The sequence below is a fragment of the Saccharopolyspora erythraea NRRL 2338 genome, from assembly GCF_000062885.1.
Lineage (GTDB): Bacteria > Actinomycetota > Actinomycetes > Mycobacteriales > Pseudonocardiaceae > Saccharopolyspora_D > Saccharopolyspora_D erythraea.
This window is the reverse complement of record NC_009142.1, coordinates 5,313,864-5,335,393: the sequence shown is the minus strand read 5'-3', so window position 1 is coordinate 5,335,393 and position 21,530 is coordinate 5,313,864. Positions and strand designations below refer to the sequence as shown.

Annotated in this window: 21 protein-coding genes; 13 read left to right on the top strand and 8 right to left on the bottom strand. The window is 71.1% G+C overall.

Annotated elements, in window-relative coordinates; all coding sequences use genetic code 11:
* Window positions 1-255 precede the first annotated feature (255 nt).
* The gene (locus SACE_RS23150) at window positions 256-1,143 is read right to left on the bottom strand and encodes a LysR family transcriptional regulator (RefSeq protein WP_009948909.1); all 888 of its coding nucleotides are present in this window, start codon (window positions 1,141-1,143) and stop codon (window positions 256-258) included.
* A 100-nt stretch (window positions 1,144-1,243) separates the two neighbouring features.
* On the opposite strand from SACE_RS23150, the gene SACE_RS23145 reads away from it, so the two are divergent.
* From SACE_RS23145 to SACE_RS23135, 3 genes are all read left to right on the top strand, one after another.
* Window positions 1,244-2,173 (top strand): EamA family transporter, encoded by a 930-nt coding sequence (locus tag SACE_RS23145; RefSeq protein WP_173401322.1) that lies wholly within the window; start codon window positions 1,244-1,246, stop codon window positions 2,171-2,173.
* On the top strand, window positions 2,170-2,802 hold the full coding sequence (locus tag SACE_RS23140; protein WP_011874452.1) for an NAD(P)-dependent oxidoreductase: 633 nt from the start codon (window positions 2,170-2,172) through the stop codon (window positions 2,800-2,802). The genes SACE_RS23145 and SACE_RS23140 overlap by 4 nt, the downstream gene beginning before the upstream one ends.
* 91 nt (window positions 2,803-2,893) lie before the next feature.
* Window positions 2,894-3,253: a DUF4190 domain-containing protein gene (locus SACE_RS23135; RefSeq protein WP_009951095.1), complete on the top strand. Its 360-nt coding sequence runs from the start codon at window positions 2,894-2,896 to the stop codon at window positions 3,251-3,253.
* A gap of 16 nt (window positions 3,254-3,269) precedes the next feature.
* Here SACE_RS23135 and SACE_RS23130 read toward each other — a convergent pair whose 3' ends face one another.
* The gene (locus tag SACE_RS23130) at window positions 3,270-6,419 is read right to left on the bottom strand and encodes a hypothetical protein (protein ID WP_231849734.1); all 3,150 of its coding nucleotides are present in this window, start codon (window positions 6,417-6,419) and stop codon (window positions 3,270-3,272) included.
* Window positions 6,420-6,656: 237 nt separating this feature from the next.
* Window positions 6,657-7,043 (bottom strand): hypothetical protein, encoded by a 387-nt coding sequence (locus tag SACE_RS23125; protein ID WP_009951098.1) that lies wholly within the window; start codon window positions 7,041-7,043, stop codon window positions 6,657-6,659.
* 319 nt (window positions 7,044-7,362) lie between these two features.
* Here SACE_RS23125 and SACE_RS23120 point away from each other — a divergent pair, with 319 nt between their 5' ends.
* The 5 genes from SACE_RS23120 (at window position 7,363) to SACE_RS23100 (ending at window position 12,777) form a co-directional block, all read left to right on the top strand.
* Window positions 7,363-8,187: a sugar phosphate isomerase/epimerase family protein gene (locus SACE_RS23120; protein WP_009951100.1), complete on the top strand. Its 825-nt coding sequence runs from the start codon at window positions 7,363-7,365 to the stop codon at window positions 8,185-8,187.
* A gap of 105 nt (window positions 8,188-8,292) precedes the next feature.
* Window positions 8,293-9,054, top strand: a complete 762-nt coding sequence (locus SACE_RS23115) for an SDR family NAD(P)-dependent oxidoreductase (protein ID WP_011874451.1) — start codon at window positions 8,293-8,295, stop codon at window positions 9,052-9,054.
* Window positions 9,055-9,268: 214 nt separating this feature from the next.
* Complete coding sequence (locus SACE_RS23110; RefSeq protein ID WP_009951105.1) at window positions 9,269-10,606, top strand: GntP family permease; 1,338 nt, start codon at window positions 9,269-9,271, stop codon at window positions 10,604-10,606.
* 10 nt (window positions 10,607-10,616) lie between these two features.
* Window positions 10,617-12,317, top strand: coding sequence for a dihydroxyacetone kinase family protein (locus tag SACE_RS23105; protein ID WP_009951106.1), 1,701 nt, complete (start codon window positions 10,617-10,619; stop codon window positions 12,315-12,317).
* Window positions 12,310-12,777 (top strand): ribose-5-phosphate isomerase, encoded by a 468-nt coding sequence (locus tag SACE_RS23100; RefSeq protein WP_009951107.1) that lies wholly within the window; start codon window positions 12,310-12,312, stop codon window positions 12,775-12,777. The genes SACE_RS23105 and SACE_RS23100 overlap by 8 nt, the downstream gene beginning before the upstream one ends.
* An 8-nt stretch (window positions 12,778-12,785) precedes the next feature.
* On the opposite strand, the gene SACE_RS23095 is transcribed toward SACE_RS23100, so the two are convergent.
* Window positions 12,786-13,898 (bottom strand): NAD/NADP-dependent octopine/nopaline dehydrogenase family protein, encoded by a 1,113-nt coding sequence (locus SACE_RS23095; protein ID WP_009951108.1) that lies wholly within the window; start codon window positions 13,896-13,898, stop codon window positions 12,786-12,788.
* Between the two features lie 331 nt (window positions 13,899-14,229).
* Here SACE_RS23095 and SACE_RS38880 point away from each other — a divergent pair, with 331 nt between their 5' ends.
* The 5 genes from SACE_RS38880 to SACE_RS23075 all read left to right on the top strand — a co-directional run bounded on the left by SACE_RS38880 (window position 14,230) and on the right by SACE_RS23075 (window position 17,173).
* Window positions 14,230-14,577 (top strand): arginase family protein, encoded by a 348-nt coding sequence (locus SACE_RS38880; RefSeq protein ID WP_011874449.1) that lies wholly within the window; start codon window positions 14,230-14,232, stop codon window positions 14,575-14,577.
* A gap of 6 nt (window positions 14,578-14,583) precedes the next feature.
* A complete protein-coding gene (locus SACE_RS39810; protein WP_011874448.1) occupies window positions 14,584-14,730 on the top strand; it encodes an arginase family protein in 147 nt (48 codons plus the stop codon).
* On the top strand, window positions 14,699-15,253 hold the full coding sequence (locus SACE_RS38870; protein ID WP_009951110.1) for an arginase family protein: 555 nt from the start codon (window positions 14,699-14,701) through the stop codon (window positions 15,251-15,253). Before SACE_RS39810 ends, SACE_RS38870 begins: the two co-directional genes overlap by 32 nt.
* Window positions 15,254-15,347: 94 nt before the next feature.
* A complete protein-coding gene (locus SACE_RS23080; protein WP_009951111.1) occupies window positions 15,348-16,562 on the top strand; it encodes a helix-turn-helix domain-containing protein in 1,215 nt (404 codons plus the stop codon).
* A gap of 32 nt (window positions 16,563-16,594) precedes the next feature.
* Window positions 16,595-17,173, top strand: coding sequence for an SDR family oxidoreductase (locus tag SACE_RS23075; RefSeq protein ID WP_231849733.1), 579 nt, complete (start codon window positions 16,595-16,597; stop codon window positions 17,171-17,173).
* A 184-nt stretch (window positions 17,174-17,357) separates the two neighbouring features.
* On the opposite strand, the gene SACE_RS23070 is transcribed toward SACE_RS23075, so the two are convergent.
* The 4 genes from SACE_RS23070 to SACE_RS23055 form a co-directional block, all read right to left on the bottom strand.
* A complete protein-coding gene (locus tag SACE_RS23070; RefSeq protein ID WP_009949816.1) occupies window positions 17,358-17,933 on the bottom strand; it encodes a GNAT family N-acetyltransferase in 576 nt (191 codons plus the stop codon).
* 447 nt (window positions 17,934-18,380) lie between these two features.
* Window positions 18,381-19,496, bottom strand: coding sequence for an acetoin dehydrogenase dihydrolipoyllysine-residue acetyltransferase subunit (locus SACE_RS23065; RefSeq protein WP_009949817.1), 1,116 nt, complete (start codon window positions 19,494-19,496; stop codon window positions 18,381-18,383).
* Window positions 19,497-20,510, bottom strand: a complete 1,014-nt coding sequence (locus tag SACE_RS23060) for an alpha-ketoacid dehydrogenase subunit beta (protein WP_009949818.1) — start codon at window positions 20,508-20,510, stop codon at window positions 19,497-19,499.
* A 17-nt stretch (window positions 20,511-20,527) separates the two neighbouring features.
* The gene (locus SACE_RS23055; protein ID WP_009949819.1) at window positions 20,528-21,517 is read right to left on the bottom strand and encodes a thiamine pyrophosphate-dependent dehydrogenase E1 component subunit alpha; all 990 of its coding nucleotides are present in this window, start codon (window positions 21,515-21,517) and stop codon (window positions 20,528-20,530) included.
* Between the last annotated feature and the right edge of the window lie 13 nt (window positions 21,518-21,530).

The following is a 21,530-nucleotide window of genomic DNA, read 5'->3' as shown; positions in this document are numbered from 1 at the left end:
CTCGAAAGCGGCTCGGTCGGCGTGGTCGCGCCGACGGGTTCCAGTCGAAACCGTGCCGTAGCGGCATGGTCAAGCGCAGTCGCGCCGCGAAGCGCGAAAGTGGCGAGGGGCACTCCGCTCGGGGATCGAGTGTGCCGCAGCAGCCAGGTGTCTCCTCGGCTCCGACGCGACCGCCCGCAGAGGCAGCGACGACCATGAATTCCGAGGAGGAACTGTGCTCCTGCCGTCCGCCCGCTGCACCCTCTGACCCTTGGGTCAGTTGTCCTGCTCTTCTGCCGGGATGTCGAGAATGGTCAGGAAGGCCGACGCCGCCGGTGTGCGGGTGTAGCGGCTCCAGATGACGTATTCGACGCGGGCGGCCGCGTCGGCGACCTCGATGGTGGTCACGTCGGTGAGCTGGGGCACGTATGCGGCCGGGAGCATGGCGATGCCGAGGCCTTCGGCGGCGAGCCGGGCCACGAGGTACGCGCTGGTCACTTCGAACGCGACGTCGCGGCTGAGCCCGGCGGCCGAGAAGGCCAGGTCGGACTGGGCGCGTCCGGCTGTCCCGGCCGGAAGGTCCACGAACACCTCGGACGAAAGCCTGCGCAGGTCGGTGGTGGTTTCGCCGGCGAGCGGGTGGTCCGGCGCGACCACGGCGACGAGCCGGTCGCGGGCGAGCTCGTGGGCGTTGACGCCGTGGAGCCGCGCCGTGGTCGGCAGCCCGAGGAAAGCCACTTCGATGGCGCCTTCCTTGACCTGCTCGACGAGCTCCTCGCTCGCGCCGACGCGCAGGCTGATCCGCACGTGCGGGTACTGCTGGTGGAAGTCGCGCAGGGCGCCGGGGATGTCGACCGCGGCGACGGTGGCGATCAGGCCCACGGCGAGCCGTCCGCGCACCTCGCCGACAGCGGCGGCGGCCTCGGCGGCTGCACGCTCGGCGGCGTCCAGGCACAGGCGTGCGGCCGGGAGGAACGCCGCGCCGGCCGCGGTGAGACGCACCCGGCGGCTGGTGCGTTCGAAGAGCCTCGCGCCGAGTTCCCTTTCCAGGCGGGCGATTTGGTGGCTGAGGGCGGACTGGACGACCAGGCACCGTTCGGCGGCGCGGGTGAAGCTGTTCGTCTCGGCGACGGCGATGACGTAGCGCAGCTGCTGGAGCTCCATGTATCCATCTTGTCCCGCGATCGATGAAGTGACAAACATGTGTTGGACTCATCGATCGCTGCCGGGTGAGATTGCGGGTATGACAAGTCCAGCAGCACGGATGGATGCCGGCGGAGTCGGCGGAAGTGCTCCTCATGGGGATCTGTCCCGCACCGCCCTGACGGCGTTGGCTCCCGCGGTGTGGGGCACGACCTACGTCGTCACCACCGAGCTTCTCCCGCCCGGACACCCGCTGTTCGCGGGGCTGCTGCGGGCGTTGCCCGCCGGCCTGGTCGCGCTGGCGATCGGCCGTGCACTGCCGCGCGGAGCGTGGTGGGGGAAGGCCGCGGTGCTCGGCGTCCTGAACATCGGGCTGTTCCTCCCGCTGCTGTTCATCGCGGCGGAACGCCTGCCGGGAGGTGTGGCCGCGACCTTGGCGGCGGCGCAGCCGCTCATCGTCGCCGTCCTGGCGGTGGCGGTTCTCCGCGAAAGCCCCTCCGCCTGGCGGTTCGTCTGGGGCGTGACGGGGGTCGTCGGAGTCGGCCTGGTGGTGATCGGGCCGAACGCGGCACTCGACGCCGTGGGGATCGTGGCGGGCCTCGCGAGCGCGGCCTCGATGGCGCTCGGGGTGACGCTGACCAAGCGCTGGGGCAGGCCCGCCGAGGTCGGTGCCACCGCTTTCGCCGGGTGGCAGCTCACCGCCGGAGGGCTGTTCCTGGTGCCGGTCACCTCCCTCGTCGAGGGGGCACCTCCCGCGATCGACCTGGGCGCCGCCCTCGGCTACCTCTGGCTGGGGCTGGTCGGCGGCCTGGTCGCCTACGTCCTGTGGTTCCGCGGGGTCACCGCGCTGCCCGTCACCTCGGTCGCGGTTCTCGGCCTGCTCTCGCCGCTGGTCGCCGCCGTTCTCGGCGCCGTGCTGCTCGGTCAGGCACTCGGCCCGGTCCAGCTCGTCGGGTTCGCGCTGTCGCTGGCCGCGATCGTCGCGGGACAGCTTCCGCAGCCCGCCCGCTCGTCTGTTCCACCCGCAACCCCGGAAAGGACACCGCGATGAAGATCACCGTCGTCGGAGCCGCAGGCATGGTCGGTTCGCGCGTCGTCAGCGAAGCCGCGAGCCGGGGACACGATGTCCTCGCCGTGTTCCGGAAAGCAGCGCCGGCAGACCTGCCGCCCGGCGTGACGGCGGTCGAGGGCGACGCGAACGACCCTGACCACATGAGCGGGCTCTTCCACGGCGCTGACGCGGCCGTGGCTGCGACCCGCCCCGCACCTGGCAGCGAGGACGGCGTCACCACGACCACGACCGCGCTGCTCGACGCGGCGGGCGCCGCCGGGGCGCGCATCCTCGTTGTCGGCGGCGCCGCGCCTTTGCAGGTTCCGGGACACCCCGGCCTGCTCGTCCTCGACAGCCCGGAGTACGTGCCGGAAGCAGTTCGCACCATCGCCGCCGCCAGCCTGGCGCAACTGCAAGCCTGCCGATCGCACCCTGCCGACTGGGTCTACGTCAGCCCACCGGCGCTCCTCGAACCCGGACGTCGCACCGGGAAATACCGGCGCGGCACCACCACGCTCATCACGAGCGACGACGGCGCATCGCGAATCTCAGCCGAGGACCTCGCCGTGGCCGTCGTCGACGAGCTCGAGAACCCGCGCGAGGACAAGCACTTCACGGTCGGCTGTTAGGGCCCTGCACGGCCCTGTTCGTCCGAACCCACCACGAGAGGTAGGCGGCACACCCATACTGGCCGGGTTGATCTCGGAAGAAGGGGCAGTCATGACCAACCAGCCGAGGCCGTCTTCGGCGTCGGACGAGGCGCACCGTCCGCCGGAACCGCGCGGCAACGGCCTGGCCATCGCCTCGTTGTGCGTGTCGGTGGCCGGGCTCGTCACCTGCTTCGGCGCCGTCTTGCTCGGGCTGATCGGAGCGATCCTCGGGCACATCGCACTGCGGTCGATCGATCGCGACCCCGGTCACTACCGCAACCGGGGTGTGGCACTCGCCGGCGTCATCGTCGGCTGGATCGCCTTCGTGCTCATGGGCATCGGCTCGTTCCTGTTCTTCTTCGTCGTCACAGCGCCCAGCGAATCCTCCAGCGTCCTGAACGGCATTCTGAGGACCATCTTCGGCGGCTAGGCCCGCGATCACGCCGCTACCAACCGACTTGCCAGAAGTGCTTGCCGCGCAAGCATTCGCGCACGTCCGGGTCCGGGTGTTCGCGGAGGGCGGCGAGCCGGTCGCGGCACGAGCCGGTCCGGTCGCCCAGCCTTCGTCCGGCGAGGACCAGTTGGACGGCGAGCAGTCCGGGGACCGACCCGTCGAGCGTGCTGAGGTGGTCGGCGACGGCGAGTGCCGTGTCCAGTTCGTCCGGGCGCAGCGGGGGCTGGAGCAGCCCGTACGACTTCCACCGGTAGGGGCGTTCGTCGATCGTCGCGACTAGTTCGGTCCAGGAGTCCGGTTCCGGCGGTCCGGCGAGGGAAAGTCGTGCGAGGTGCATGAGCAGCGGCACTGCCGCGGCGTGCATGTCCACGCGCTTGCACGCGTCGGCGAGTACGCGCGCCGCGCCTGCTTCCTTCTGCTCCTGCGTGGGGATCGACCAGCACGACAGCAGCTTTTCCAAGTGCTTGCGCGCCGTGGCGGAGCCGTTGCCGATCTCCGTGGTGAGTTGGTCGGTGACGGCGCGCAGCGCGCGAAGACCGTCGTCGTGGCGGGCGGCGCGGCAGAGCAACGACGCCATGGCGCCGAACGCCGTCGGGGGTGCCGTCACCGCGGCAACCGGGTCCAGCCCCGCGAGCCCCCCGGGTGCGTACTGCCACCACTCGGCATACGCGCCGATGACCTCGGCATCCCTGGTGTCGAGCGCACCGGCGAGGGTGCGCGCGAGTACGGGTCGCTGGTCGCCGGTGACCTCGGCGGGGCGGAGGTCGAGCACCGGAGCCCTGACCGCTTCGCCGCCTCGGACCGCCTCGCCCAGGATCGCGGGAACGCGGTCGTCCTCGCCGAGCACGCCCACGAGTGCGGCGACCACGGCGGCTCGGGCGTCGCGGTGGAGATCCGGTGTCCGCCACGCGGCCACGAGCAGGTCCGTGCCGCCCACCAGGCGTCGGCCCGCGAGGAGCCGCACCGCTTCCTTGGCCGCACCCACGGACTTGCGGCCCAGCACGAACGGACGGAGCGCCTCGATCGCCCGCGAGTCCGGGAGCGAGTCGACGCATTCCGCGAGGGCTCGGACGGCGGCCCGGCGAGCCGGACCGCCGTCTTCTGTGGCGTGCCGGAGCAGGACGTGCAGGGCTTGGCCGGCGGGCGCGACGCGGGCCAGTGTTCCGAGTGCTGCTGCGGCGACCGGTGGTGCGGCGCTGTCGGCGAGGGCGGTGAGCGAGTCCGGATCGGACAAGGCCGCGACGGCCATTTCCCGTTCCACCATGGGAAGATCGGCATCGAACGCCGCCGTTGTCGCGCCGGCTTCGGCGAGTTGGCGTTGGGTGGGTGTCCACCTGCCGCGTCGCCCGGCAGGAACGGCGGGCGGCGCCTTGTCCCGCGAGAGCACGCGGTCGAGCAGGTCGGTGCGGCGGGTCGCGACCACCTGCCACACGCACTCGATCCGTCCCAGGGCGGGATCGTGCTCGACCAGCTCACCGACGCGGTCTTCGCGCGTCGAGGGGGCGGCGATCCACAGCTTCGCCGCTTCGGCGGCATCGCGCGGCTCGGTGGCCGTCCGCGAGATCGTGCCGAGCAGTTCGTCGAGTTCGGGTATCGAGCCGGGCTCGACCATTGCGGCCAACCGGAAAACGGCATCGAATCGGCCACTGCGGACCTGGTGGTCGAGTCGGGAGCGCAGTTGCGACCACAGCCGTCGCCCGAGGTCCCGGCCCGCGACTTCCACCGGCGGGCGCGGCGATCGGGAATCGCCGTGCAGGCGAACAAGAAGGGCCTGCAACTCCTCCGCGCGCTCGGCCGACGTCTCGGTCGACGCGTGGGCGAGGGATCGGGACAACCACCGGGAGACCAGGGAGAAGCAGGTCTCGGTCGCATCCCGGGAACCGGTCACCGCCGCGACGACCTCGCGCGGTACCGACACCGGGACCGCCGACAGCAGGGCGGTGGGCGCGTGGGCGATCGGGCGCAGTGCCGCCACCCGGACGAGATCCTGGTCGTACCAGGCGCGTCGGGCCTCGGTGACCGCCCGGGAGAACGCAGTGCGATCACCTTCCAGCACCGCGCATCCCAGCAACGACTCCCAGGCGAGGCGGCGTTCCTGGTAGCGGTGGCTCGCCGTCGCTTCGGACAGAGCCGGGGCCGCCTCCGGGTAGGGCAGCATCCCGGTCATCTCCAGATGGCGCCATCCGCAGGTGGGCCTCTCGAGATCAGCGAGGATCCGGCGGGCCAGCCCGACGCGATCCTCCGGTGGCAGTTGGCGCACTTCGTCCACCGTGACGTGCGTGGCCACCTGCTCGTCCGGGTAGGCGCGTTCGAGCACGCGACGCCGCGTGTGCGGTGGCATCGCTTCGAGCACCCTGCCTCGTACGGGAAGGGCCGCGAACTTCCTCAGCAGTCTCGCGACCTGTTCGACGTCCAGACCGGCGATCGCGTTCCGGGCGCCGGAGGACAGCCGGACGTCGTGGTGGATCGGCCAGTGCTGCGCGGACGGGGCGTCGAGAATCGCCTCCGGTTCGGTCAGCAGAGCCGACGTCATCCGAGGATCCCGGGTCAGCGCGACTTGGCGCAGTCCGGGGTGGTTTCGCAGCACCGAGGCGAGCTCCCGCGGTGCACGGGTGGCCAGCACGTCCAGCACACCTCGGTATCCGAGAAGCCCCCCGTTGCGACGCCGCCAGTCCTGGGTGGGCAACTCGCTCACGAGATGTCGCGCGACCACCGCGGGTGCGGTGCGGGCGAGCCTGCGCAGAAGGGTCGTGTTCGACCCGGCGAGGGGCAGCCAGTGCTCGACCACCTTCGGTGAACACGCTGGTAGCAACCGCGCGACGTCGGCTCGCCCGTAGCGATCTCGCACGAGCGGCACGAGTGCATCGGCGAGTTCGCGGCGCCGAGAGCGTCGCAGCACCCCGTAGACAGCGGTGCGGTCCCGAGCAGTCGAGTGCTCCACCAGCGCGGTCAGCGCGCGGTCGGAGACCGGTAGCCGGATCGACGCGGAGAGGGCGCGGCGACGCAGGACCGGGTCCGCGAGAGCCCGTTCGACGGCGTTCAGGTCGCGGCGGACCACGGCCAGGTGCAGGCCGATGTGGCGTTCGTAGGTGTTCCCGGCATCGAGGGCGGTGTGGATCCGCTCGTAATCCGCGGCCGACATGGCACGGGCGCGGGAGGCCAGAGTGCGCATAAGCGCGGGAAAGGGCAGGGCGTCCAGATGTTCCAGGACCGGTTCGCCCGCGGGAGGAATGGGAGCTGTGGTCCCCTGCCGTTCGGCTCGGGGTTCGTGGGCGCTCACCAGATGGAGCGGGTGTCGTCCTTTCGCATGATCATGGGGCCCATGATCCATGCCGCCCGCCGGTTTGGCAATCGGCATGCGGCATGCGGCCTCGGATGGCTAGAGCGGGTAGGGCCCGAATCGGCCCCATGCCACCAATATCGGCGGTGCGGCGAGGTAGAGCATTCCGAAGACCGCCGCGACCGGGCCGATCGAGCCCTGCATCGCCCGCCGCGCCGGGATCGCCAGTGCCGGCGCCACCAGTGCCAGCGCGGCTATCGGGGTCAGGATCGTGACCTCGTCGATCAGTCCGGGAACCACGAGCGCGGTCCCGCAGGCGGCCGACAGGACACCGCCGACCCGCGCCGCGGGGCTCGGCCCATCGCCCAGACGGACCTCCATGCCGTGCATGTGGACCCGCTCGTTCTGGCGCAGAGCGGTCATCAGGCCTGACGGAATGGTGAGGAAGGCCATGACCCCCTGCAGAACCCACAACAGCGCATCCACGACGACTCACCTCGGCGGAGGACTATAGCGGCGAACGTCGTGGTGTGGTCCCGAAACGGACAACGTCGCTCATGCGGGATCGCGAATTGTGTGCCGTCGTCGACCCGGTGAGAACCGACCGCTGCTGATCGCGTCGCGCGGTTGGCGCGGGCTCTGCCGCACTCTGCCGTCCATGTCGGCCAGCGCGGGAGGTCAGGGCACCGGACCGTCGTCATTCCCGTCGTCGTGCTGTCGATCTCCAGTCCATCGAGGTTGACTGTTGACAGTCGACTGTTGGCCGCGTTGACTGTGCGGCACTGGCAGCACGAAGGGGTGCCGATTGAAGACACAGACCTCCGAGCTCGGGTGCTCGACCATCTCGTTCCGCCACCGGGCGTTACCGGAAGCGCTCCGCACGATCGCGGGCCTCGGTCTGTCCGGCATCGACCTCGGCGGCCTGCCCGGGGTGTGCGACCACATCCCCACGCCGCTGGGCGACCACGCCGACCACGTCGTGCGCGGCCTCGGAGAGCACGACGTGCGGACCTGGGCGATCAACGTCGACCCGGGGGCGATGAACGACCCCGGGCTGGACGACGGCGTCCTCGAGGCCACCGGCGGCGCCCTGGTCTCGCTGGCCGCACGCCTCGACGCGGCGATCATCGTGCCCTGCGGTGCGCAGGCGAGGGACCCGTTCGTCGACGAGGCCACCGACCTCGACCGGTTGGCCCGCGGTCTGCGGCTGCTCGGTGACCTGGCCGCCGAGCGCGGCGTCCGGCTGCTGGTCGAGGGCCTGCACCACCACCGCTTCTGCCACACCCGGGAACGCGCCGAAGCGCTGCTGGAACGGGTGCCCGCAGACTCGGCCGGGTTCGTGTTCGACGTGAGCCACGTCGTCGCCGGGGAGATCGACGAGGTCGCTTTCGTCCGCGACTTCGCCGACCGCATCGAGCACGTCCACCTGCGCGACGCCGTGCCGGGCGATATCAACCTGAGCCTCGGCCGCGGACGCGCCGACTTCCCGGGCGTCATCCGCGCCCTCCGCGAGCACGGCTACCCCGGCCGCTACGTGCTGGAACTGGAAACCCACGACGTGGCCGAGGCCGACCGCGAAGCGGCGGCCGCTCGAGCCGTCGACCTCATCGCCCCGCACCTCATGGCCTGAAAGCCCAACCCGCAGAAACCCGACGGCACACCAACCCCACAAAGACCCGAAGGCACACCACCCACAAATGCCCGACGGCGCACCCCGACCAGCAAGGAGAGAAGCATGTCCACCACTCGCACCGCCGTGATCACCGGAGCCGGCTCCGAACGCGGCATCGGGCGCGAGACGGCGCTGCACCTGGCCGACGCCGGCTTCGCCGTCGCCGTGCTCGACATCGACGGCGAAGCCGCCGAGCGCACCGCGGCCGCGGCGGGGGAGCGCGGCGCAGTCCCCGCGCTGGGCCTGGCCGCCGACGTCACCGACGCCGCCTCGGTCGGGCGGGCCGTCGGCGAGCTCGAGTCCTCCGACCTGCCGCCGGTCGCCGCTCTGGTGAACAACGCGGGCATCACCCGGCCCACCCGCTTCCTCGACATCGAGCAGGCGGAGTGGGACCTGGTCTTCAGCGTCAACGTCACCGGCACGTACCTGGTCACCCGGCGGGTGCTGCCCGGCATGATCGAACGCGGCTACGGCCGGATCGTGAACCTGTCGTCGGTCAGCGCCGAGCGCGGCGGCGGCGTGTTCGGCGGCTCGCACTACTCGGCCGCGAAGGCCGCCGTGCTGGGGCTGACCCGGGCGCTGGCCCGCGAGGCCGGGCCGCACGGCGTGGTCGTCAACGCGGTCGCACCCGGCCTGATCGACACCGACATCACCGGTGGCGCGCTCGCCGGTGAGCGCAAGGCGAAGCTGATCGCCGACATCCCGGTGGGCCGCAACGGCCGCACCGAGGACGTCGCGGCCACCGTCACCTTCCTGGCAGGCGAGCACGTCGGCTACATCACGGGCGCGACCTTCGACATCAACGGCGGCTCGCACATCCAGTGAGTTCGCGGGACGGGATGCGAATTCCCGACTTCCCGTAGTCGTGTCGTCACCGTCCGGACAAACGCGATCCGATTGCAGAGCGAGCGCGGACCGGAATTCCGGTCGTGGTTGACTGCCGGAAACCAGGCGACCAGCGCGCTCGAAGAACCACGCCGGGAAGTCCTTTGCTTGCCGGCCTTTCCTCAACGTCGAGGATCACGGAAAGACAGGCGTCATGCCCCATTCGATCATTCTTCTGCACACCGCGATCGCGTTGGTGGGAATCATCGCGCTGATCGTGGCGGCACGGCTGAACCCGGTGGTCGTGCTGGTCCTGGGTGCGCTCTACCTGGGACTGGCGACCGGTCTCGGTGTCGAGGGGACCACCGAGGCGGTCACCGAGGGCTTCGGCAAGCTCATGGCCGACGTCGGCCTGATCATCGGCTTCGGTGTGTTGCTGGGATCTATTCTGTCGGCCACCGGAACACTGCAAAGAATCGTGGAGGTGTTCCTCCGGATATTCGGTCGCGGAAAATCTCCGTACGCGCTCGGGCTGGCATCCGGCGTCGTGTTCCCCGCGATCTACTTCGACGTCGCGCTGGTGATGCTCGCGCCGATCGCGCGTTCGGTGTCCAGGCGCACCGGGATCAGCGTGGCCGCCGTCGGCGGAGCGCTGGCCATCGGCCTGGAAGTCGGCCTGCTGATGATCCTGCCCGGTTCGGCGGCGCTGGCGGTCTCCGGCGCGCTCGGCGCCTCCCTCGGCATGATGCTGCTGGTCGGCGGCGTGGTCGGCATCCTGTCGATCGTCATCAGCGTCTTCCTGCACGGCAAGCTGATGCGGCGGACCTGGAACCCGGCCAAGGACGAGGCCGAGTCCGACGCGACCTCGCTGGGGATCGCCGTCGACGAGGTCGAGGAGCCCAGGCGCCGGCTGCCGCTGATCGTGCTGCTGATCCCGGCGATCGTGCCGCTGCTGCTGATCGTGGCCGGCACCGCCACCGAGATCGCGGGCGCCGAGATCGGCTGGGTGACGCTGCTGTCCGATCCGGTGGTGGCACTGCTGATCGGCCTGCTGCTGGGCTGCGGGATCTGCGGCTACTCGCTGTCGATGCGGGCGGTCGAGCAGGCGCTGAGCCGGGGCGCGGCCACCAGCGGCACGATCCTGCTGTTCAACGGCGTGGCCGGTTCGCTGGGCGAGGTCATCAGCCGCAACGGCGTCGGCGACATCGTCGCCGGGACGTTCCACGCGAGCAGCTTCTCCCCGCTGGTGCTGGCCTGGGTGGTCGCCGCGCTGCTGCGGCTCGCGCAGGGCTCAGGGTCGGTCGCGGCGATCACCGGCGCGACCCTGCTGCTGCCGGTGGTCGGCTCGCTGGGGCTCAACCCGGTGCTGGTCGTGCTGGCGGCGGCGGCCGGCGCGAGCTTCGGCGGTCACGTGCACGACAACACCTTCTGGATGTTCCGCGGTCTGCTCGGCCTGTCCACCCGCGGCGCGTTCCAGGTCTACACCGTCGCCCAGTCGATCATGTCGATCGTCGCGCTGCTGCTGGTCCTCGGCGCCAGCGCGATCGTCTAGCGGAGGAATCGTGACCCGACTTTCCAACGATCCGGCCCGGTTCACCGAGGACGCGATGGCGGGCTTCTGCGACCTCTACCCGCAGTACGTCCGCGCGGTCGACGGGGGAGTGGTGCGTTCGGCTCCCGGGCCGCGCGGCAAGGTCGCCGTCGTCATCGGCGGTGGTTCGGGCCACTACCCGGCGTTCTGCGGCGTGGTGGGGCCCGGCTTCTGCGACGGTGCCGTGGTCGGCAACATCTTCACCTCGCCCTCGGCGCAACTGGCCTACAACGTCGCGAAGGCGGCCGACCGCGGCGGCGGCGTGCTGTTCGGCTTCGGCAACTACGCCGGGGACAACATGAACTTCGGCGTTGCGCAGGAACGGTTGCGGGCCGGAGGAATCGACTGCCGCACCGTGGTCGTCACCGACGACGTGGCGTCAGCACCCGCGGGTGAGGAGGAGAAGCGACGCGGCATCGCCGGTGACTTCGCGGTGTTCAAGCTCGCTTCGGCGGCGGCCGAGGAAGCCCGGTCGCTCGCCGAGGTGGAGCGGGTCGCCCGGGCCGCCAACGACCGCACCCGCACGCTCGGCATCGCCTTCGACGGCTGCACCCTGCCCGGGCAGGACCACAAGCTGTTCACCGTGCCCGCCGGGAAGATGGGACTGGGCCTGGGAATCCACGGCGAGCCCGGCGTGTCCGATGTGGACACGGCCAGTGCTTCGGAGGTCGCCGACACCCTGGTCGACGGCGTGCTGGCGGAAGCCCCGGACGGTGCGGGCGGTCGGGTCGGCGTCATCCTCAACGGGCTCGGCGCCACCAAGTACGAGGAGCTGTTCGTGGTGTGGGCGCGGGTGGCCGAGCGGCTGCGCGCGGCCGGGCTCGAGATCGTGGAGCCGGAGGTGGGCGAGCTGGTCACCAGCCTGGACATGGCCGGTGTGTCGCTGACCCTGGTCTGGCTGGACCGCGAGCTGGAGCGGTACTGGTGCGCTCCGGCCGACACCCCGGCCTACCGGAAGGGGCCGCGGCCCACCACCGCTGTCGCGCCCCAGCACGTCGAGGACGGTGTCGCCGACAGCGCCGTGCAGTACCCGCAGGCCACCCCGGAATCGGTCGCGTGCGCATCGACCGTGGTGGAAGTGCTAACCGCGGTGCAGCGTGCGATCGGCGAGGCCGAGGACGAGCTCGGCCGCATCGATGCGGTGGCCGCCGACGGTGACCACGGGCGCGGCATGGTCAAGGGCTCGACGGCAGCCGTCGAGGCCGCCGCGGCCGCCTGCGCCGCCGGGGCCGGAGCGCGGTCCGTGCTGGCCGAGGCGGGCGACGCCTGGGCGGCGAGGGCGGGAGGCACCTCCGGCGTGCTGTGGGGGACCGGCCTGCGCGCCTTCGCCGAGTGCCTGGGCGACGACCGCACGCCGTCGCGGTCCGACATCGCCGCAGGTGTCGCGGCGTTCGCGGAAGCCATCCAGCGCACCGGCAAGGCCGAGGTCGGCGACAAGACGATGATCGACGCGATCGTTCCGTTCGCCCGGTCCTTCGCCGCGGAGGGCTCCTGGCGCCGGGCCGCCGCGGCCGCTCGCCAGGCCGCCGAGGACACCGCGTCGCTCACCCCCAGGGTCGGCCGCGCCCGGCCGCTGGCGGAACGCAGCATCGGCACCCCCGACGCCGGTGCCATCTCGTTCGCCCTGGTCGCCGAGACGACTGCCCGAGCAGTGGAGGCAAGTGATGAGTGAGGCCGAGCCGTTGCGCGTCGTCGTGGGTTCGGACGACGCCGGCCTGCAGTACAAGGACGTCCTGAAAGGCGACCTGGCGGAGGACCCGCGCGTCGGGTCCGTTGTGGACGTCGGGGTCAACGGCGACGACGTGACCGCGTACCCGAACATCGCCATCGCCGCGGCCGAGATGGTCGCGCGCGGCGAGGCCGACCGCGCGTTGCTGGTGTGCGGAACCGGTCTGGGGGTGGCGATCAGCGCCAACAAGGTCAAGGGCATCCGAGCGGTCACCGCGCACGACAGCTTCTCGGTGGAGCGGTCCGTGCTGAGCAACAACGCCCAAGTGCTGACCTTCGGCCAGCGCGTCATCGGCCTGGAGCTGGCGCGGCGGCTCGCCCGGGAATGGCTCGGCTACCGCTTCGACCCGGACTCCGCGTCGGCCGGCAAGGTCGCCGTCCTCTCCGACTACGAAGGGTGCTGAGCAAGTACCTACCGAGTCGGGACGAGGCTATCGACGGCAAGTGCGTGCCGATCATCGGGCGAGATGCGGTCGAGGATCTCGTCGTGGGTGAGCTCGGCCCAGCCGAGCCGGTGCAGGGTGCGTCCGGTGTCGCGGAACTGCTCGCCCGACAGCAGGGACATGATGTTGATGGTCGAGCTGATCATCGGCGTCGGCACACCGGCCGTGGCCGCGAGCGCTTCGAGCGGGACCAGGGTGGAGGCGATGTCCTCGCGCAGGAAGCGGTGGTCGAGCGACTCCGGTGCCGGGATCGTCTGGTACGCCTCGACGCTGCGCATGGCGTCGAGCACGCAGGTGGTCCGGCAGCCGTAGTAGCGGTCGAGGACCTGGGCCATCGGCGTGAGGTCCGCACCGTAGGCGTGGGCGACCGCGCGGAACTCCCGTTCGGCCTGCTCCAGCAGCACCACGGTGCGGTCCGACATGCCGTCGAGGTAGAACAGCAGCTCCTCGCCGCGCTCGATGCTGCCGAGGTTGGCCAGGGCGATCGGGGCGTGGGCCACGGCGCCGAAGTCGGTGAGCCCGCGCTCGATCAGGTTCCGCGCCGGTTCCACCCACGGGAACCACTCGCGCAGCAGGGGAGCGCACCGCGTGACGGACTCCCGGCGGGCACCGGAAAGCAGGTTCCACCGTTTCACGCCGAGCACCGCCACCCCGTCGGTGTCGCGGGGCCGCGCCGCGAAAAGCGCGTCGGTTTCGACCACGTCGACGCCGTGCCGTCCTTCGCGGCTGAGGGCTTCGGCGAACTCGGCGCTGCCGCACAGCTTGCTGGAGAACAGCACCACCACGTGGTCGCCGGTCAGGTGGGGCGCCAGCGCGCGAGCGATGTCGCGGTAGGCGGTGGTGATCGCGGCGACGACCAGCACACGGCAGTGGGAGGCCAGGTGGGCCGGGTCGCCGGTCACTTCCCCGACCGGGAAGCGGCCCTCCAGGGACCCGGTGGCCCGGATGCTTCTCGTGCGCCGGATTCCGCCGATCCGTGCGGGATCGCGGGTGCACAGCCGCACCATGCGTCCGATCGAGGACAGGTAGGCCGTCACGGCCAGTCCTTCGCCGCCCGCTCCGATCACGCCGATCTCGTCCACCTGCGAATCCCTCCGCCGTTGGCGCCGCTCGGCAGGGCCAGCGGGTACCCGCCGAGCGCATGTCGCGTACGGCCACAGGTCGTGGACACCTGGCTCGCGGTTCCTGCCGCCGCAGGGTGTGTGCGCTAGCGCACAACGAGCGTGGCTTACAGGGCGACGGGGCCCAAGGACGTTGACGCCATGACGGCTCGGTGCAGGCCCGTGGTCAGCGGGTGGTGGCGGGCCTTCTGCGGGTGGGACGTGCCGAGCACCGCTGAACCCGTTGCGGCCGGCTGCTGCCGCCGGGTCAGGGAGCGGTCCAGCAGGGTGGTTCCGGAGGAAGGAACCAGCAGTGGCGCAACCCGATCCGTCGCGGACAGCTACCTCCGACGGCGGGGTCCACCTCCGGCTCCTCTGGCCCCAGTGGCAGGGTGCCGGCACGGCCGGCGTCGAGGCGTTCGCCTCCGAGCTCCCGCTCGAGGTCGCCCGCCGCGGCTACGCCGTGGGCACCGCGGTCCTCGAAGCGGTCCTGCCGCCGCACGACGGCCCCACCGCGACCGCGCCGGTCACGATGTCCGACGAGGGTCTGGACGTGCGAGACGGAGTTGAAGCCAAGTCGGCCGTGCTCGACCAGCTCGCGAGCGCGTTCGAGGTCATCCGCGGACACGATCCGGCGCGCATCACGACCCTCGGAGGGTAGTGCTCGGTGAGCGTGGCACCGTTCTCCGAGCTCGCCCGCAGGTACGGCGACGACCTGGCGGTCGTCTGGATCGACGCGCACCCCGACATCGGCACTCCGCGCAGCGAGTACCCGGGCCACGATGGCCGTGGCCGCGCTCACCGGCCACGGTGATCCCGACGTGCAGGAATTGCTGCCCGCGACCGTCTCGCCGGACCGGGTCGCCCTCGTGGGGCTGCACTCGTGGACCGATGACGACTTCCCCAACGTCGCCGAGTGGGGAATCCAGTCGTTCGGCCCCGACGAGTTGCGCGCGACCACACGGCCGGTGCTCGACTGGCTCGAGGCCACCGGGTGCTCGCGCGTGGCGATCCACTTCGACGTCGACGTGATCGACAGCGATGAACTCGTCCTGGGCCTCGGCGCGGAACCCAACGGGCTCACCAGCACCGAGGTGCGGCGGATCGTGGCCGACGTCGACGAGTCCGCGGACGTCGTCGGGTTCACGATCGCGGAGTTCATCCCGCGGCAGGTGATGCACCTGCGGCAGACCTGCGGGGCTTCCCGCTCCTCTCGTGACCGCCGGCTACCCGACCGTCTTGCGAGGGTGGGCGGCCGCTTGGCGCTCAGGGCGGTAGGCGCCGCGTGTGACCAGCCTGGAAATTCCGGCCGCGAACCGGGAGGCTGTCTCCCGTAGCGCTTCGATCGGCGTGAGGACATCGCGGTCCTCCGGCCGCCGGGTCGGTCGGCTCCGCGAGTGGTCGCGCGAAACCTACCGACGGGAGCTGCCCATGCGGACCGGCCACCTCGAGACCGCCGTGCCCACCGGAGTCGACCCGCACCAGTACACCCGCGACCTGGCCCGCGCGCACGAGGCCGTGCTGTCCGGGCGGCGGCCGCCGGTGCAGCCCCGGCCGCTGATCCGCCAGTCGTGGGGACGGGTGCGCAGCCAGGGCGTCGACCCCGACCGGGGCGGGGACTGCAGGCCGGCGTCCTCCGAGGAGGTCGAGCAGCGGCGCGCCACCTGCGGTCTCACCGGGGACGCGCTGCTGGCGCTGCGGACCGGGCTGGTGCCCGCGGCCGAGAGCACGGGGCACATCGTGGTCATCGTCGACGTCGACGGCCGGGTGCTGTGGCGCGAAGGGCATCCGTCGGTGTTCCGGCGCGCCGACCGGCTCGGGTTCGTCGAGGGGGCGAGCTGGGCGGAGAACGCGGTGGGCACCAACGCCATCGGCACCGCGCTGGTCGAGGACCGGCCGGTGCAGGTCCACTCGGCCGAGCACTTCGTCCGCACCCACCACGCCTGGACCTGCGCCGCGGCGCCGATCCACGACGCCGCCGACGGCCGCCTGCTGGGCGCGGTGAACATCAGCGGACCCGCCGGCACCGTCCACCCCAGCACGCTGGCGCTGGTGCACGCCGTGGCCGGACTCGCCGAGGCGCGGCTGCGCGAGGCGCATCGCACCCGGCTCGACCGGCTGCGCGCGATCGCGGCGCCTCTGCTCGCCAAGATCGACGGGCAGGCGATGGTGACCGACCGCCACGGCTGGGTCGCCGCCTCCACCGGCATGCCGCCGACCGACCGCGTCGTGCTGCCGGAGCGCCCCGGCGCCGAGCGGGTGTGGCTGCCCGCGTTCGGTACCTGCTCGTGCGAGCCGCTGCCGGAAGGGGTGCTGCTGCGCCCGGAGGGGCAGCGGTCGGTGGCCGGGACCCGGCTGGTGCTCGACGTCGGCTCCGCCCGGCCCACGCTGACGGTGCACCGCGAAACCGGCAGCTGGACCTACCCGCTCAGCGGCAGGCACGCCGACATCCTCCTGCACCTCGCCGGGAACCGGGCGGGCACCAGCGCGGCCGACCTCGCCGAGCACCTGTTCGCCGACCGCACCAGGACGGTCACCGTCCGGGCGGAGATGTCGCGACTGCGCAAGCGGTTCGCCGACCTGCTCGACCACCGGCCGTACCGCTTCCACACCAACCTGGAAGTCAGCGTCACGAAGGGCCCGTGAGTCCTTTCGGTCGCCACAGCGAACCTGCATTCGTGTCCCTATTTTGGAGTGGCGAATTCTTTCTTTTGGAGCATGTCACCGAAAAGCATTTCGACACCACCTTCGGCGCCAACGTGAGGGGCATGCTCTTCACCGTCCAAAAGGCGCTTCCCCTGCTGAATGACGGAGCCTCGGTGATCCTCACCGGCTCCACCGCGGCGGGTTCCGGTGGCGAGGCGTTCGGCGTCTATGCCGCGTCCAAGGCAGCCGTCCGTTCTTTTTCCCGAACCTGGGCCAATGAGCTCAAGCATCGCAAGATCCGTGTCGACACCCTCGTCCCCGGGCCCATCGCAACACCCGGCACCGCCGGCCTCGCCCCCAATCCGGATGAGGCAGCCAAGCTGTGGGACTTCTTCGCGAGCCGGGTTCCCCTGGGTCGCATGGGGCGCCCGGATGAGGCAGCCGCCGCGGCGCTCTTCCTCGCCGGCGACCAAAGCAGTTTCGTCACCGGTACCGAGCTCTTCGTCGACGGCGGCCTCAACCAGATCTCACCGCCCGCAGCTGAGCTCGGCCGACGAACCCGTGGAGAGGCATTGGGCCATCGGGAGCCGCGGACCGCCCCAGTGGGTTGAGTTGGGACCCATACCGCGAACAACGCCAGGCCGGACTGCTCTGGGACTGGCAGAACGGACGCGAGTTCACCGCTGTACGCCGGGGGAAACGGATCCCTGATGACCGACGATCTTCCCTTCACCCCAAGGTCGAGACAAGGAGAAGACGACCGTCGGCCCGGCGGGCGCGCATGGTGCCCCGACGCTACTGCGCCCCGAAGCCGGGCGGCAGGTCCGCGCGCCGTGCTGAACGGTCGAGGTCCGCTGGCCGAAGCCGGTAAAGCTCCACGCGTTGCCCGAAGTACTTGTCGGTCTCCCCAGCCCATTCCATGCCGTTTTCACGCACCGTTTCAGCTGCCTGGACGTTGTCCGGCTGGACCACCGCGAAAAGCTCATCGACCTCGTGCCGGAACGCCCACCCTGCAAGCGCGAACATCGTCTCACTCGCGTAGCCGTGCTCCCAGAGGTCCGGATGCAGGTGCCACCCGACTTCGAGGTCCTGGTTGCCGGGCGGCAGCCGCAGCAGAGTCGCGCCGCCGATCACGCTGTTGTCCTCGCGCCGCTGGATGCACCAACGCCCAACCGGCGGGACCGCCCTGGCGTCCTCGGAGATCCACTGCCGCAGCAACAGGCGCATGGCTGGAAGGTCAGGGACCTGTTCCATGATCGGGCTCAGCCACCGCGTCACCTCGGCGTTCCCGTAGACGCCGAGCGCCGCTTCCGCGTCGTCGATGTGCCAGGTTCGCAGGATCAACCGATCCGTGCCCAGCTGCCGAGCCATGGTCCCAGGATAGCCATGGTCAGCCGCGGTCTACCGGTCACACCGTGCAAGACGAGGCCGAATGCAGCCTTCGTGGCCGGCCGCCGAGTCCGCTCAGAACTGGGGCGCTCGCCGTTCCAGGGCCCCGGCAGGTCTCCGGGAACGGTAGTTCGAATGCTGCGGTTCGCTCGGGGCAGTCCTCTTCCCGTCGACCTCCTCGAGGGGCATCAGGTCGCGTCAAGGGGGCAAACCCTGCGCAACCTCCCACACGCACGAGGGTGCCCCCTTGACCCGACCTGATCGGGCGGAGCCAGGTCAACGGGAAGAGGACAGAGCTCCTCCCTTGCAGGTGGAGACCGCGTATCCGCACCCCGCCGAACCAGTCGCAAGTCGGCAAAGGCCGTGGGTAACGACAGGGCACGAATAGAGGTCCCCCATAGCGACCGAAAGAGACTCACGGGCTCGGGCTCAGCGCAGCACGGACTCGATGGCTTCTCGGGTGGCGTGCGGGTTCTCCATGTGCACCATGTGCCCGGCGCCGTCGACGAAGCGCACCTCCACGCGGTCGCCGAGCGCCGAGGCGTTCGCGCTCGGCAGCACCGCGTCCTGGCGGCCCCAGACCACCGCCAGCGGCACGTCGGCCTCCGCCAGCATCGGCCCGGTGTCGATGGCCTGGGCCTCGCCGTGCAGCAGGGTGCCCAGCAGGGTTTCCAGCGCCTCCTGCACGCCGTCGATCCGCTTGTACTTCAGCAGGTCGTCGACCAGCCGGCGGGTCACCTGGGACTCGTCGGCGAACAGCTTGCGCAGGTGCGGTTTGAGCTCCCGGCGGGTGCTCGCCGCCACGAACCCGCGCAGGTACTCGGCGTCCACTTCGGACCCGATTCCGGCGGGTGCGATCAGCGTCAGCGACCGCACCCGGTCCGGGACCGACGCCGCGGCGTTGGTGACCACGGCCCCGCCGAGGGAGTGGCCCACCAGGTGCGCCCGCTCGATGCCCAGCTCGTCGAGGAATGCGATGAGGGTGGCCGCCAGCTCGTTCACCGATCCGTCGCCGACGTCCTTGGTCGACGCGCCGTGCCCGGGCAGGTCGAGCGCGTAGACGGTGCGGCCCTCCGCCAGCGGTTCCTGGACGAACAGCCAGGAGTTCTTGTCGCCGCCGAAGCCGTGGACCAGCACGACCGCCTGCGGGCCCTCGCCCATCGACGCGTAGGAGATCATCCGGCCGCCGACGTCGACCTCGGCCACCGCCGGACCGGCCGCCTCCTCGACCTCGCCGGAGGCCAGCTGCTCCTGCGCCTCGGCGACCACCTCGTCGATCTCGCTGTCGGGCACCTCGGCGGGCGCGACGACCGCGATCGTCGCGCCGACCGGTGCGTCCGAGCCCGCGGCCACCACGATCCGGCGCAGGACGCCCTCGCCGGTGGACTCCAGGGTGCCCGCGATCTTGTCGGTGTCGATCTCGGCGAGGTCGTCGCCGTCGGAGACGTCGTCGCCCTCGGAGGCCCACCAGTCGGTGATCTTGCCGGTGGTCATCGACAGGCCCCACTTGGGCATGGTGACCCGGTGAATCCGCTCGTCGGTCATTCAGCGCTCCCAGCTCATCACGTTCTTGACCGCGTTGACGACCCGCTGCGCGTCCGGGATGTAGAGGTCCTCCAGCACGTCGCTGAACGGCACCGGGGTGTGCGGCGGGGTGACCATCTCGATCGGCGCGAGCAGCGAGCCGAAGCCCTGCCGGGCCACCAGCGCCGAGACGTCGGTGGCCAGGTTGCACCGCGGCGAAGCCTCGTCGACGACCACCAGCCGCCCGGTGTTCTCGACGCTTTCCAGGATCGTCTCCTCGTCGAGCGGGCTGGTCGTGCGCGGGTCGATGACCTCGCAGCGCACCCCCGACCGCGCCAGCTCGTCGGCGGCCTCCGCGGCCACCGAGACCATCCGGCCGAACGCGACGATGGTCAGGTCGTCGCCCTCGCGCACGATGTCGGCCTCGCCGAAGGGGATCGTGTACGGCTCCTCCGGGACCTCCCCGGTGGTGTCGTAGAGCGCCTTGTGCTCGCAGAAGATCACCGGGTCGTTGTCGCGGATCGCGGTGGTCAGCAGACCCTTGGCCTCGTACGGCGACGACGGCAGGACCACCTTCAGCCCGGGGATGTGGGTGAAGATCGGGTACAGCGACTGCGAGTGCTGCGCCGCCGCGCGCAGCCCGGCCCCGTACATGGTGCGGATGACCACCGGCGTGACGGCCTTGCCGCCGAACATGTACCGGAACTTGGCGGCCTGGTTGTAGATCTGGTCCAGGCACACCCCGAGGAAGTCGATGAACATCAGCTCGGCCACCGGCCGCATGCCGCGGGTGGCCGCGCCGATTGCGGCGCCGACGAACGCCGACTCGGTGATCGGGGTGTCCAGCACCCGGCCGGGGAAGCGGTCGTAGAGCCCCTTGGTCACGCCGAGGACGCCGCCCCAGGCGTCGTCGGCGCCGGGCGCTCCGGCGCCGCCCGCGTTGTCCTCGCCCATGACGATGACGCTCTCGTCGCGCTCCATCTCCTGGACCAGTGCCTCGTTGAGCGCTTCTCGGTAGCTGATGGTGCGTGCCATGTCGGTCCTCCCGGGGCTCAGTAGGAGATGTAGACGTCGGTCTCGAGGTCGTCGCCGGTCGGTTTGGGCGCCTCCAGCGCCGTGGCCACGGCCCGGTCGATCAGCTCGGTGACCTCGCGGTCGACGGAGTCGAGCTGTTCGTCGGTGAGCTGGCCCGCGCTGGTCACCCGGCTGCGGAAGGTCTTCAGGCAGTCCAGCTCGGCCCGCGCCCGCGCGACCTCGTCGCCGCGGTAGGTCTGCTGGTCGCCCTCGAAGTGGCCGTAGTAGCGGGTGAGCTTGACCTCGATCAGCGTCGGCCCGCCGCCGTCGCGGGCCCGCTCGACCGCCTCGCCCGCGGCCTCGTGCACGGCGAAGAAGTCGAAGCCGTCGACGATGACGCCGGGCATCCCGAAACCCGCCGCCCGGTCGGCGATGTTGTCGGCGGCCACCGACCAGGTGGCGGCGGTGGCCTCGGCGTAGCCGTTGTTCTCGGCGACGAAGATCGCGGGCAGGTTCCACACCGAGGCGAGGTTCATCGCCTCCAGCGTGGTGCCCTGGTTGCTGGCGCCGTCGCCGAAGAACGCGACGCCGACGCCGCGGGTGCCCTGCTGCTTGGCGGCCAGCGCGGTGCCGCAGATCAGCGGCGGGCCACCGCCGACGATCCCGTTGGCGCCGAGCATGCCCTTGCTCAGGTCGGCGATGTGCATCGAGCCGCCCTTGCCCTTGCACGCGCCGGTCCTGCGGCCGTAGATCTCGGCCATCATCTCGGTGACGTCCACGCCCTTGGCGATGCAGTGGCCGTGGCCGCGGTGGGTGCTGGCGATCGTGTCCCGGTCGTCGAGGTGGGCGCAGACGCCGGTGGCCGAGGCTTCCTCGCCGGCGTAGAGGTGCACGAATCCGGGGATGTCGCCCTTGGCGAACTCCTCGTGCACCCGCTCCTCGAACTCGCGGATGGTGCGCATCGTGCGGTAGCCGTCCAGCAGCGCGGTGGCATCCAGCGCGCCGGTCGGCCGAAGGGTTCCGGTCATGATCATCCTCCCG